The organism is Globicatella sanguinis (assembly GCF_002847845.2).
GTDB lineage: Bacteria > Bacillota > Bacilli > Lactobacillales > Aerococcaceae > Globicatella > Globicatella sanguinis.
Map to the genome: position 1 here is coordinate 828,385 of NZ_CP126962.1, position 11,939 is coordinate 840,323.

15 protein-coding genes are annotated in these 11,939 nt (G+C 37.1%); 11 read left to right on the forward strand and 4 right to left on the reverse strand.

What is annotated here, in order from left to right:
* Positions 1–80: 80 nt before the first annotated feature.
* Entirely contained in the window at positions 81–839 is a 759-nt protein-coding gene (gene istB / locus CYJ72_RS03470) for an IS21-like element helper ATPase IstB (protein WP_101813547.1), read from the reverse strand.
* Positions 823–2,103 carry an IS21 family transposase gene (gene istA / locus CYJ72_RS03475; protein WP_284630488.1) on the reverse strand — a complete coding sequence of 427 codons (1,281 nt, stop codon included), beginning with the start codon at positions 2,101–2,103 and terminating at the stop codon, positions 823–825. Before istA ends, istB begins: the two co-directional genes overlap by 17 nt.
* 1,242 nt (positions 2,104–3,345) lie before the next feature.
* Between istA and CYJ72_RS11625 the strand changes: the two genes are divergently transcribed.
* From CYJ72_RS11625 to CYJ72_RS03485, 4 genes are all read left to right on the forward strand, one after another.
* Positions 3,346–3,390: an ErmCL family antibiotic resistance leader peptide gene (locus tag CYJ72_RS11625; RefSeq protein WP_143740016.1), complete on the forward strand. Its 45-nt coding sequence runs from the start codon at positions 3,346–3,348 to the stop codon at positions 3,388–3,390.
* Between the two features lie 36 nt (positions 3,391–3,426).
* Complete coding sequence (locus CYJ72_RS11630) at positions 3,427–3,486, forward strand: erythromycin resistance leader peptide (protein ID WP_143740015.1); 60 nt, start codon at positions 3,427–3,429, stop codon at positions 3,484–3,486.
* Positions 3,487–3,542: 56 nt separating this feature from the next.
* Entirely contained in the window at positions 3,543–4,286 is a 744-nt protein-coding gene (erm, locus tag CYJ72_RS03480; protein WP_068128656.1) for a 23S ribosomal RNA methyltransferase Erm, read from the forward strand.
* 213 nt (positions 4,287–4,499) lie between these two features.
* Positions 4,500–4,928 carry a DNA cytosine methyltransferase gene (locus CYJ72_RS03485; RefSeq protein ID WP_284630491.1) on the forward strand — a complete coding sequence of 143 codons (429 nt, stop codon included), beginning with the start codon at positions 4,500–4,502 and terminating at the stop codon, positions 4,926–4,928.
* 23 nt (positions 4,929–4,951) lie between these two features.
* Here the strand turns inward: CYJ72_RS03485 and tnpC are convergent, their stop codons facing one another.
* Together tnpC and tnpB are read right to left on the reverse strand one after the other, a co-directional pair.
* On the reverse strand, positions 4,952–6,493 hold the full coding sequence (gene tnpC / locus CYJ72_RS03490) for an IS66 family transposase (protein WP_284630444.1): 1,542 nt from the start codon (positions 6,491–6,493) through the stop codon (positions 4,952–4,954).
* A 67-nt stretch (positions 6,494–6,560) separates the two neighbouring features.
* Entirely contained in the window at positions 6,561–6,911 is a 351-nt protein-coding gene (tnpB, locus tag CYJ72_RS03495) for an IS66 family insertion sequence element accessory protein TnpB (protein WP_084801928.1), read from the reverse strand.
* Positions 6,912–6,995: 84 nt separating this feature from the next.
* Here tnpB and CYJ72_RS03500 point away from each other — a divergent pair, with 84 nt between their 5' ends.
* The 7 genes from CYJ72_RS03500 to CYJ72_RS03530 all read left to right on the forward strand — a co-directional run bounded on the left by CYJ72_RS03500 (position 6,996) and on the right by CYJ72_RS03530 (position 11,815).
* Positions 6,996–7,694: a DNA cytosine methyltransferase gene (locus CYJ72_RS03500; RefSeq protein ID WP_284630493.1), complete on the forward strand. Its 699-nt coding sequence runs from the start codon at positions 6,996–6,998 to the stop codon at positions 7,692–7,694.
* Between the two features lie 83 nt (positions 7,695–7,777).
* Positions 7,778–7,981, forward strand: a complete 204-nt coding sequence (locus CYJ72_RS03505) for a hypothetical protein (RefSeq protein ID WP_101813537.1) — start codon at positions 7,778–7,780, stop codon at positions 7,979–7,981.
* Between the two features lie 108 nt (positions 7,982–8,089).
* Positions 8,090–8,404 (forward strand): YdcP family protein, encoded by a 315-nt coding sequence (locus tag CYJ72_RS03510; RefSeq protein ID WP_101813536.1) that lies wholly within the window; start codon positions 8,090–8,092, stop codon positions 8,402–8,404.
* Between the two features lie 13 nt (positions 8,405–8,417).
* On the forward strand, positions 8,418–8,798 hold the full coding sequence (locus CYJ72_RS03515) for a YdcP family protein (protein WP_101813535.1): 381 nt from the start codon (positions 8,418–8,420) through the stop codon (positions 8,796–8,798).
* Positions 8,798–10,138, forward strand: a complete 1,341-nt coding sequence (locus CYJ72_RS03520; protein WP_101813534.1) for an FtsK/SpoIIIE domain-containing protein — start codon at positions 8,798–8,800, stop codon at positions 10,136–10,138. The genes CYJ72_RS03515 and CYJ72_RS03520 overlap by 1 nt, the downstream gene beginning before the upstream one ends.
* A gap of 221 nt (positions 10,139–10,359) precedes the next feature.
* A complete protein-coding gene (mobT, locus tag CYJ72_RS03525; RefSeq protein ID WP_219721646.1) occupies positions 10,360–11,568 on the forward strand; it encodes a MobT family relaxase in 1,209 nt (402 codons plus the stop codon).
* 25 nt (positions 11,569–11,593) lie between these two features.
* Positions 11,594–11,815, forward strand: a complete 222-nt coding sequence (locus CYJ72_RS03530; RefSeq protein ID WP_017473211.1) for a hypothetical protein — start codon at positions 11,594–11,596, stop codon at positions 11,813–11,815.
* Positions 11,816–11,939 lie beyond the last annotated feature (124 nt).

Genomic DNA, 11,939 nt, shown 5'->3' on the forward strand with positions numbered 1-11,939 from the left:
CATTACGTAAGGCACCTGATTGTTAGAGCTTGACTTGGTGCCTATATAAAAGTCAACTTAAAAATCCCGATTTGTCTCACTTAAGATTCCCCACTTTTTCGTGGGGAAAGCTTGTCTTTAATTCGATAAGAAGGCCCTGTTATATTAATGAGATAAGAATGATGTAAAATACGATCAATAATCGCCTTTGTTAACATCTCATCTTGTCCCATAATGGTATGCCATTTATCGAAAGTTAAGTTACTCGTGAAGATCGTGGATCGCTTTGTATATCGCATATCGATCAATTGAAAGAATAATTTTGCTTCAAGTGGACTTATTTCATTAAATCCTACTTCATCAATCACAAGTAACTTATATTTGAAGAATAATTTTATTTTTCGTTCGAGCGTTCCTTCCTGATAAGCCGTTCTCAAGGAATGGATTAGTTTACTAAATTTAATAAAGTAAACACTATTACGTTTAATTGCGACACTATAGCTAATCGCAATCGCTAAATGCGTTTTGCCTGTACCTGGATTCCCCACTAATACCACGTTCTTTGCTTCGTTATAAAAGGATGACTCAATAATCGTTCTTATTTGATCCTCCTCAATACTTGGCTGAAACGTGAAGTCATAATCGTCGATAGTCTTTAAGTAAGGGAAAGCAGCGACTTTAACATTATACAAACGGTTATTTTCATCCTTCGCTTCCACTTCTTTGGCCAGTATTTTATATAATCCAGATAATTCTGCCTCGGTCATTTGATGGTTTTGATATAATTGTTCTAAGTAGTGCTGTGCTGATTTAAATTTTAAATACTCTAATTGCTCTTGTACTTTAAGATAGATTGTCATAACGGATGCCTCCTAATTCCCTTGAAATAAGACTCGGTTCTGTCGCTGTTTCTAAGTTATTTGTTTCATCCTGCTGTTTTGCATAATACAATTGGTGCTCTGGCTTTATGTTGAACAGTTGATTGGTTATAGGATGACTATCGATGATGTTTCCGTTATAATAAATATAAAGTTTATTGTTTTGAACGATAATTTCTACTTGTTTACCGATAAATTCTTTTGGAACGGAATATTTATTATAATGGTATTGGAAGAGAGAGTCGTTGGTAACATGAACTTTTTTAAGATGAAGCTGATAAGGTTTTCTGACTGATAAGGATGGCAGTGGGACCAAATCACCTTTTTCTTTTTCTAATAAGAAATTTCGTGGCAACCTTGTCGCTTGAGAAATGCCTCTGTTATCTTCTTCATTCAGTTGTTTTAACCGATGATGCATAGTCCATATCCCTTCATAGGTACCATTGTAATTATATAATTGTTCCACCCATTTATTCTGCGTCTCCGTTTTTCCTTTTGTTTGAGGACGATAGACCATACACGGCAGTGGTTCAATACCATAATCTTTACAAAATTCTGAAAAACGTGAAGTTAAGACAGCTTTATCTCCCATACTCGTTCGTGGTTTTTCGACAAATGCTTTCAAATTATCAATGACTAATTCTCGTGGTGCTCCGCCAATTTCCTCGAATGCTTCTGCTAAAAATGACAGTAAGTTTTCTGTTGTCGGATTTAATATCAGTCGACGAACATTGTAACGTGACCATGAAAGAGTTAACGTTGGAATATATACTGTAATGGTCTGCCCGTCATTCGTTACTAATTTTACTTTTTCTTTTAAATCGAATTGAGCTTGTTGACCGGGTTGAGTTTCGAAACGTTGTGTGAACGCTGTTCTAGTATTTTGTTGGAATGACTGACTCAGCTCTTCATCATTCACAATATAGCGATAAAAAGTAGAACGGGCATAGGTGATATGATGTTCTCTTTTCATAAAATAGAAAAGGTGATCGATATAACTGAAGTGACGCGTTGAATCATGAAGATAGGAAAGCATCAGCGGTTTAAACTCATCTAAATACTTTTTTCTCTTACGTGTTGTCTTTGGTATCACGCCTTCTAGTCTCTTCTTAACCGTTTTTCGGTCACAGTTTAATTCACGTGCAATCTTTGATAGATTCAATTTCAATTCTCCTTTCTGATACCATTCACTTAACCTGGATAAATCATCTAATGATGTGATTGTGATTTTTGCAATTTCTGACATAATCATTCCTCCTAATGGAATAATTATATCAAAAAAGATTACCTCAATTGTTTTTGTAACTGAGGAAAGTTACGTGCAACAAATTGGGTAATCTTATTGTAACTTTTATAGCCTAGCCCGGCATGATGATTTGGGGATGCTTTTTGGGTCTCCTACCCAAACCCTTTCCCCAACTCGCTATTCGCGAGTATCATACCGGAGCATCCAAGTAAAGCTCTAACGATTTAATGCATCAATCTGACTCACTACACTTGCCACAAATCTGACGTTGTGGAAACCTTAAAGTCAGTGGCTAATTTATACTTGAACTTTCGAACAACCATTTTAATTATCAATTACAAAAAAAGCAAACGTATTATGTGTTAGGTAAAAATTCTAGCTTAATTTGACAATCAAAATTTAATAAAACGATATTTTTAAAATAAAAATATGTACGTAAAAAGACCGCAGCCTAAAGACTACGGTCTAATTTTTTGTCCAAATGTAAACCATTTGGAACTATTATTCAATTTATTCTTTTTTACTTCCAGTACCATTTGAGTACCGATAGCCATTTTTCATTCTCTATATAGCTTGTAATTAAGCCATTTTAGAAAATTTTGCGACTACTCCCATTCTTCTCATCAAGTCGCGCATTGCTCCTATTCGTCGCATTGCTTGTCCTTGATACGCAGATGGGCCGTCAACAACTCTGCTTTCGCCTTATGGCTCGGCAATCGTTGGACGGACGTAGAAATAATTTAACGTCCGCCTCCGCACTTTAATTTACTTTATACTGACCTTAAGGATTCTGGCAGTGGTTATCAGCCACTCATTTCGTCACATCAGTTCCTCATTCGCGGGATAACCTTGCCGGGGTAGTCCCAACAGCTCTTCCTTCGACTTCGTCTTGAAAATCGCTGGGACCTACTCCCTATTCCCACTCTACTTTCACCCTGCTAGGTATAGAGCAATATCATTGATTTTAAAGGGTTTTTAAGGAGTATCAACTCTTATAATATGATATTAAAAATTAAAATAATGCAATTTCAATGCAATAAATGCAAATCACAGTTTAGGGTTATTTACTATAGGTATTTGATATCTTAAACAAAAGACGTTTCTATAGAAGCGTCTTTTTTATGGGAAATTCGAGTGATAAAAATGAAATATAACATAATCTATGCTGTCGCACAATAGTTAGAGATTTGAATCTGATAAATATTTGTGCTAATATAAGTTCAAATGTAAGGAGGAATTATAATGGGTTTATACTCTATTTTTGTAATTGATAACGTTCATTATTAATGTCAACTAGACTAAATAATGAAGGAGAATATTTACATGTGTATTTTTTGTATTTTCGTAATAGATACAGTTCATTATCAACCAAATGAAAAATAAAAGGTTATAATGAATTGTTGAAATAAATTCATTGTAACCTTATTGGAGAGGTTATAATGAACAAAAAAAATATAAAAGTCAGTCAAAATTTTATTACTTCAAAATATTATATAGAAAAAATAATGAGTCATATGAATTTAAACGTTAAAGATAATGTATTTGAGATAGGAGCAGGTAAGGGTCATTTCACTTTGGAGCTGGTAAAAAGATGTAATTATGTAACTGCCATTGAAATCGATCCTAAATTATGTGATATAACAAAGAATAAGCTCTTAAACTATTCTAATTATCAAATGGTCAATGTTGATATATTGCAGTTTAAGTTTCCTAGGAAAAATCCATATAAAATATACGGTAATATACCTTATAATATAAGTACAAGTATAGTTAGAAAAATTGTGTTCGAAAGTACGGCTACAATAAGTTATTTAATTGTAGAATATGGGTTTGCTAAAAGATTATTAAATACAAATAGATCACTATCATTACTTTTAATGGCAGAGGTTGACATTTCTATTCTAGCAAAAATCCCTAGAGACTATTTTCATCCGAAACCTAAAGTAGACAGTGCGTTAATCGTGTTAAAAAGAAAATCAACAAAAATGTCAGCCGAAGAGAAAAAAGTATATAAATACTTTGTGATGAAATGGGTTAACAAAGAATATAAAAAATTGTTCACAAAAAACCAATTTAATAGGGCTTTAAAACACGCAGGGATAAATGATTTAAGAAATGTTGATTTTGATCAACTTCAATCTGTTTTCAATAGTTACAAATTGTTTAACGGTTTAAAGCGATAAACTTGATAAAAATTAAGAGCATGAAATAACATGATTATTATTAGAAAAAATTAACCTTTAATCATTAGCAGGATAGCATACCATTTAGCTGCTATCCCGTTGCTTTTTGAGATTAGAAACTATATTTTAACTTAATAGATCCTATAATTTTTAGACGTTCAATTAAAATGAGCGTCTTTTTTTATGCTTAAAAATAAAGAGTAGAGGTGAAATATGACTGTTCTAACATTAGGAAGTCTTTTTGATGGAATCGGCGTCTTCCCCCTCTCCGCTTCTCGTTATGGAATTAGTCCGACATGGGCAAGTGAAATAGAGAAAGCACCTGCATCTATTACAACACGCCATTTCTCTAACATGCTCCATCTCGGAGATATTACAAAAATAGATGGTGGGAAAATAACACCTGTCCATATCATTACCTTTGGTTCACCCTGTCAAAACTTATCCAATATCGGTAAACGAGAAGGTCTTACAGGAAGTCAATCTAGTTTATTTTATCATGCGATACGAATTATCGAAGAAATGAGGTGTGCAACGAATGGAGCATATCCAATTATCGCTGTTTGGGAAAACGTCATGGGTAAGCGCCCAATAGCCAAGTATATAGAAACCGGCCCCTCAACACTCTACAATAGGTGTTGAAGGGCCAGTTTCAGTCTTTTTAATTATTTAATGGCCTGACAGGCTTCCTTGACCTTCGAAGACCAAGGCAAATAAGCCTCGAGTGCTTCAAAATTTTGCACCGGAAGTTCAGGAAGCTCCTCAAGTAAATATTGAAAATAAGACGGAGGATGGATACCATTAAGCTTCGCACTCTCATAGAGACTGAGGATCCCCCCAGCCGCTTGGGCTCCCTGAATGCTTTGGCTAAACAACCAGTTCTTGCGCCCAATTACCAGTGGCTTGATTTGTCTCTCCGCTCGATTATTGCTCATCTCTAGTCGACCATCTTCAAGAAATTGACGGAAGAAAGGCTCATGTTTGAGAGCATAGGAGATGGCCATTCCCAGCTTGGTTTGAGGTAAGGCATTCAAAGTCTTGACCCAATCAAAGAACTCGTCAACTTGTCTTTGAAGGCAAGTTTGGCGCCAAGTCAAGCGTTCCTCAGGCGTCAGCTCCTTCCAATTCTGTTCGAATTGGAAAAAGGAATCGCACCATTTAACCGCCTGATAAGCAGGATGATGCTTAGACACTTTAGCTGGCAGGGCTTCAAAGAATTTCCGCCTTAAATGCGCCCAACAGCCACTGACTTTAACTTTCTCCTTGCATAGGTTGACATAGGCACCATACATATCTGCATGAAGGCTGCCTTCAAAATCTGGACCCAATAGGTCAAGAATGACTTGGCGTCCTCTGCCTTCATCAAATTGATAAATAATCCCCTGTTCTGGGGTGTCCTTGCCACTCATGAGAAGCCAAAAATAATTCTTCGCTTTTTGGCTCTCTAATACCCGATAGCTGGTTTCATCTGCGTGGAGAACTTCTTGTTGACGGAGCTTGTTTAAAAGTAAGTCACAGAGGTTCTGGAAATAATATTGATAGGTGCGAATGTGCCAACCGCAAATCGTATCCCGACTTAGGGGCAGATTCATTTGTTTCCATTCCTGTTCTTGACGATAAGCGGGTAACTTCAAGCCATATTTTTGATGAATCGTTTGAGCGATCAATGATGCAGACCCCAAGCTATTGTTGAGGGGAGCTTTAGGAACGGGAGCCTTCACGATTTTGTCATTGGCCCCCTCTTTTTGAGTGCAACCCTCGCATTTATAAGAAGCTTGTTTATGAATGATTCGTTTCATATGAGCAGGAATGAAGACAAGCTCTTCACGAACAGCACTAGCCCCTATCTGTTTCATCGATTCCCCACAGTCTGGACACTGGCAGTTTGAAAGTTCGTGTAGCTTTTCTTCGGCAGGGAACTGGTCGAGAATCGCCCGCTTGATCCCTTTATTCTTCTTTGCTTTACGCTTATGAGCCTTCACTTCTTGGACGATCTCTTCTTCTAGTTCTAGGCTGTCTAGAGCTTCCTGCCAATCCTCGAACAGACTGGTTTGTCCAGGTTGAGGCGCCGTTTCTTTCTTGCGACCAAACTGTTGGTTCATCATCAAACGAAGCTGTTCTTTCAACCATTCAATTTCACGTTCTTGTGTTTCAATAATATCGATTAGTTGTTCAGGTGTCTGCGTCTCGATGGATTTGATGCCCATTCCCGGACCTCCCTTCTGTTCAAATTTCTTTGATTATAAACCATGTAAACGATTTAATCAAGTTTTTTCACATTGTGTAAGATCCTTCCAATGATTGAACGGATGGTTCGATCAGAAAGCCATCCATAAGCTGAATGAGTTGGTGACGGTCAATTTCCTTCAGTGATTCCTCCTGTCTAGGCCAATGAATTCGGCCAGATTCATAGCGTTTATACAGTAACCAGAAACCTTGGCCATCCCAATAAAGAGCTTTAAAGCGGTCAAGCCTGGACCCGCAGAAGAGAAAGAGATTCTTTTCAAAGGGATTTAATTGATAATCATTTTGAACGAGAGCAGCCAGAGAATCAACTCCCTTGCGTAAGTCTGTCCGACCAGTCATAATGTAATAGCGTTTAGCAGCATCGAGATTAATAATCAATCAACCACCTCCATAAGTTTTAACTTAATCATACAGGAGGTGGTTGGGCTGTGATACGTACCTGGTTATTCGGCGCTTACCGTCATGGGAGCTTTTTCATCAAATAACAGGTTGGATTTTAAAGCCGTCCTGGAGTCGTTCACAAATACCGAAATTCCAATGCCTACTTCTGGAGTCTGGGCAAAAGCAGGAATGGTCCGAGGGAATGAAATTGATGTGTGCTGGCGCGTGTTGGATGCCCGATATTGGGGAAAGCCCACACTTCCTCAAAGAAGAAGACGTATCTTCCTCGTGGCAGATTTTGGAGGAACACGTGCCAGAGAAATATTATTTAAAAGCCGCGAACTGCAATCATTTTCTACGACTTGCGATGAAAGCCGGCCACCCTCCACCGCAGCCAGTCGAGTATCTTCTGAAAAAGCAAGGAGGAAAATACCCGTCGTCCGTCCCTTTCAAGAAAGACGTATGCGAAGTACCGCAAAAGACAAAAACAAATCAGGATTCATTGGAAGTTTCGGACGGACAAATGACCCTTTCCCAACTTTGCTAGCTGGCTCAGTCAGTAACTTTTCTTTTTGGTATGAAGGGAAAGAACAAGAAGGTTATATCCGACAGCTTACACCATTGGAATGTGAACGGTTAATGGGATTACCAGAGGGCTGGACAGCTCTGGGAAATGGGAATGAGGTCATTAGTGATTATGCGAGATATAAAGCGATTGGAAACGCGATTGCCGTACCATGTGCGGAATATATCATGGCTGGTATTGCGGAAACTTTATAGATAAATCAATTTTTTAGCTTGTTGGATTATTCTCATCTGACGTGCTTTTTTTATGGGCGAAAACGGAGAAAGGAGAAATGTGCATGATGTCCTTGAATGAACAAGAAGTTTATGAAGAAAAGGTCATGGAATGGATCGATGATCATTTTATATTGAATGAAATTGAGATTGAAGACTTTCCGTTTTTTCTTCATGGGAAATTGATCCGTGATGAAAATGGAGAAACAATGGTTGTATTTTGGTGTGTCATTTATGGACGTGTAGATTATCGTTTACAAGAAGCATAGGAGTGATTGACAAATGAAGATATATTTTTCTCGTTCCCCTCCCTTCTTTCCTTGCTTTCCATATGAATAAATAACCAAAACTTAAAACAAGAAAAGAGGTAATGAATCATGGAATTGAAACATGTCATTCCAAATATGGAAAAGACTTTTGGAAATTTAGAATACGCAGGAGAAGGCAAAGTCGAACAGCGACGGATTAATGGACGCATGACTACTCTTTCTCGAAGTTATAATCTGTATTCCGATATTCAACGTGCAGATGATGTCGAGGTGATTCTCCCCCAAGAAGCTGGAGAAAAGTTCTTTGAACATGAGGAAAAAGTAAAACTAGTCAATGCAAGAATCACCGCAGAGGGCTATAAAATTGGAGAACGTGGCTTCACAAATTATATTTTACATGCAGATGACATGGTAAAAGCATAAGGAGGAAAATGATATGAGATTAGCACAAGGTATTGTCATTGATAAAGAAAAGACGTTTGGATTATTAAAGTTTTCCGCATTACGACGTGAAGTGTTCCTTCAAAATGAAGATGGCACGGTATCAACCGAGGTAAAAGAACGCACCTATGATTTAAAATCTCGTGAACAAGGTCGCATGATTCAAGTGAGTATTCCTGCTTCCGTTCCCTTAAAAGAATTTGATTATAATGCAGAAGTAGAAATTATTAATCCTGTCGCCGATACGGTCGCAAATGCGACATTCCGTGGTGCAGATGTTGACTGGTACATTAAAGCAGATGATTTAACCTTAAAGGGAAAAGCAGGAATATCAAGCAGTAATGCTTCAAAAGCTTCACCAATTAAGGATAAATAATGAGACCTTTACGAAGACGAGGGAAACGAATTCGACCTAGTGATGCTTCCCTCCTCTTTCAATTTTTATTCAGTCGATTATTTGTCATATGGCTTATCCCTTTTACGCTTTTTCATCTGTCTTTTTTATTATCTACGGAATGGAAGCTATCATTATTTCAAGAACATTTTATAAGTTCTTATGGATTGGTGACATTCTTTATAAGTGTTGTTATAACAGCGGTATGTGCTTACCTTTATTATCGTTACCAGTATGATTGTATCAGACAGATTATTCATCGTCAGAAATTAGCCAAAATGATCTTGGAAAATGGTTGGTATGAAACAAAACAAGTACAATCAAGTAGCTTCTTTAAAGATATACCAAACGGAAAAGCAAAAGATAAAATTAGTTACTTTCCTAAAATATACTATCGGCTTGAAAAAGGATTGCTTCATATTCAAACAGAAATCACATTGGGGAAATATCAAGAGCAGTTACTAAACCTCGAAAACAAACTTGAAAGTGGTTTGTATTGTGAGTTGGTGTCGAAAGAGTTACACGATTCCTTTGTGGAATATATCTTGCTCTATGACACAATCAATAGTCGTATTTCCATTGATGAAGTCATTGCACAAAATGGTAGCTTAAAACTGATGGACTCGATGTATTGGGAATATGATAAACTCCCGCATATGTTAATTGCTGGTGGAACAGGTGGTGGGAAAACCTACTTTATTTTAACTTTGATTGAAGCGCTATTAAAAACAAATGCAAAACTGTATATCTTAGATCCAAAAAATGCAGATTTAGCTGATTTAGCCACAGTTATGCCCGATGTGTATTATAAAAAGGAAGATATGATGATGTGTATTGACCAATTTTATGAAGATATGATGACTCGTAGTGAAGAAATGAAACAGATGAAGGGCTATAAAACAGGGAAAAACTATGCGTATTTAGGCTTATCTCCCCATTTTTTAGTCTTTGATGAATATGTTGCTTTTATGGAAATGCTTGCTTCTAAGGAAAATACAACGGTGTTAACTAAACTGAAACAGATTGTTATGCTAGGACGACAATCAGGATTCTTTCTTATTCTTGCCTGTCAACGACCAGACGCAAAATACCTTGGAGACGGCATTCGAGATCAGTTTAATTTTCGGGTTGCTTTAGGCCGTATGAGTGAGCTTGGATATGGCATGATGTTTGGCAATGACGTACAAAAACAATTTTTCTTAAAACAGATTAAAGGACGAGGGTATGTTGATAAAGGGGATAATGTCATTTCTGAATTTTATACACCACTTGTCCCGAAAGAACATGATTTCTTAAATGAAATTGCTAAACTAGCCCAGTAAAGGCTGCCCAGTGCGGTGGCGTGCGAAGCGAAAGCCGGCGTGCTGGGCTAAGCCGGCGTGGCGACAGCCACGCCTTAACCCCCCATTTCTAACAGGGGGGTAGAAAAACAATAAGAAGCTTTTCCAAAGACCAATAAAACCTGATGGCACAACGGTTTGGAGTATATGAAGAAGATGTCAGCTTTTAACCTTTAGTTGACATCTTTTTTTAGTTTGGAGGAATGCAGATGAATCAAGTACCTTGGTATCAACTATTAAGAGAAAAACGATTGGAATATGGTGTATCGCAAAACAAACTGGCTGTTCACATTGGCATTTCAAGACAATATATTAGTGAAATTGAAACAGGAAAAGTAACTCCGACTCAAACATTACAAAATGCTATGTTCGATATTTTAGAGCAATTTAATCCAGATGCACCACTGGAAATCTTGTTTGATTATGTACGGATTCGATTTTTAACGACAAACCCGAAGCCTGTCATTGAAGGTATTTTGAAACTCAAAATGGAGTACATGTTACATGAGGATTATGCGTTTTACTCTTATATGGAACAATACGTTTTTGGTGATATAGTCGTCATGGTTTCACCCGATGAAGATAAAGGCTGTTTGCTCGAACTTAAAGGAAAGGGATGTAGACAATTTGAGAATTTCCTATTAGCACAGCAACGAACATGGTTCGATTTTTTTATGGACGTATTTCGTGTTGGTGGGGTTTTTAAACGAATTGATCTTGCGATAAACGATAAGACAAGCATATTGGATATTCCGTTTCTAACAGAAAAATGCCGTCATGAAGAATGTATCTCTGTTTTTCGTAGTTTCAAAAGTTATCGATCTGGTGAACTTGTACAGAATGAAGAAAAACCTGACATGGGAAATACGTTATATATCGGTTCGTTAAAAAGTGACGTGTACTTCTGTACGTATGAAAAGGATTACGAACAATATGTGAAACATGGAACATCACTAGAAGATACAGATGTGAAAAATCGTTTTGAAATTCGTTTAAAAAATGATCGAGCCTATCATGCGATTGTAGATTTAATGACGTATGAAGACGCTGGACGAACCGCCTTTTCGATTATTAATCGGTATATTCGTTTTGTCGATAAAGATGAGGAAAAACGTCGCAGCAGTTGGAAAGTGAATAAGGAGTGGCAACGATTTATTGATTTAGGCGTGAATAGAAAAATTTCTTTAACGACAAAACCTGAACCTTATACGTTTGATAAATCATTAAGATGGCTGGCGCGACAAGTTGCTCCTACTTGGAAACTAGCGACAAAGATAGATGAACTCAACCAAACTAGTGTAATCAAGGATATGTTGGAACAGGTAGAGTTATCTAAACGTCATCAAAAGATACTCATGCAACAAACTATTCCCATAGAGAAAGTGATTCAACCATTGCCAAGCAACGATTGATTAACTTATGAAGGGAGAAATTCAAATGAACTTTGGGCAGAATTTGTACAACTGGTTTCTTAGTAATGCACAATCTTTAGTATTAATGGCGATTGTCGTGATTGGGATTTACTTGGGTTTTAAACGAGAGTTTTCTAAACTAATCGGCTTTCTAATCATTGCTTTAGTTGCAGTAGGATTAGTCTTTAATGCAAGTGGAGTGAAAGATGTATTGTTAAACTTATTTAATCGAATCATAGGGGCTTAAATTGTACCGTTTTTTTGTGGAAGATAAGTGCTCTTCTTATGTTCTGCAAAAAAATGGTGAACCAAACGGTAGTGCGGTAGGGATTAACAAGTTTGTTTTATGTATTAGCAGATACAGATGCTAT

Bases quoted from the DNA above. Each gene is read 5' to 3' on its own strand.
- istB (WP_101813547.1), bottom strand. From the start codon at position 839: ATGACAATCTATCTTAAAGTACAAGAGCAATTAGAGTATTTAAAATTT.
- istA (WP_284630488.1), bottom strand. From the start codon at position 2,103: ATGTCAGAAATTGCAAAAATCACAATCACATCATTAGATGATTTATCC.
- erm (WP_068128656.1), top strand. From the start codon at position 3,543: ATGAACAAAAAAAATATAAAAGTCAGTCAAAATTTTATTACTTCAAAA.
- CYJ72_RS03485 (WP_284630491.1), top strand. From the start codon at position 4,500: ATGACTGTTCTAACATTAGGAAGTCTTTTTGATGGAATCGGCGTCTTC.
- tnpC (WP_284630444.1), bottom strand. From the start codon at position 6,493: ATGGGCATCAAATCCATCGAGACGCAGACACCTGAACAACTAATCGAT.
- CYJ72_RS03500 (WP_284630493.1), top strand. From the start codon at position 6,996: ATGGGAGCTTTTTCATCAAATAACAGGTTGGATTTTAAAGCCGTCCTG.
- CYJ72_RS03505 (WP_101813537.1), top strand. From the start codon at position 7,778: ATGATGTCCTTGAATGAACAAGAAGTTTATGAAGAAAAGGTCATGGAA.
- CYJ72_RS03510 (WP_101813536.1), top strand. From the start codon at position 8,090: ATGGAATTGAAACATGTCATTCCAAATATGGAAAAGACTTTTGGAAAT.
- CYJ72_RS03515 (WP_101813535.1), top strand. From the start codon at position 8,418: ATGAGATTAGCACAAGGTATTGTCATTGATAAAGAAAAGACGTTTGGA.
- CYJ72_RS03520 (WP_101813534.1), top strand. From the start codon at position 8,798: ATGAGACCTTTACGAAGACGAGGGAAACGAATTCGACCTAGTGATGCT.
- mobT (WP_219721646.1), top strand. From the start codon at position 10,360: ATGCAGATGAATCAAGTACCTTGGTATCAACTATTAAGAGAAAAACGA.
- CYJ72_RS03530 (WP_017473211.1), top strand. From the start codon at position 11,594: ATGAACTTTGGGCAGAATTTGTACAACTGGTTTCTTAGTAATGCACAA.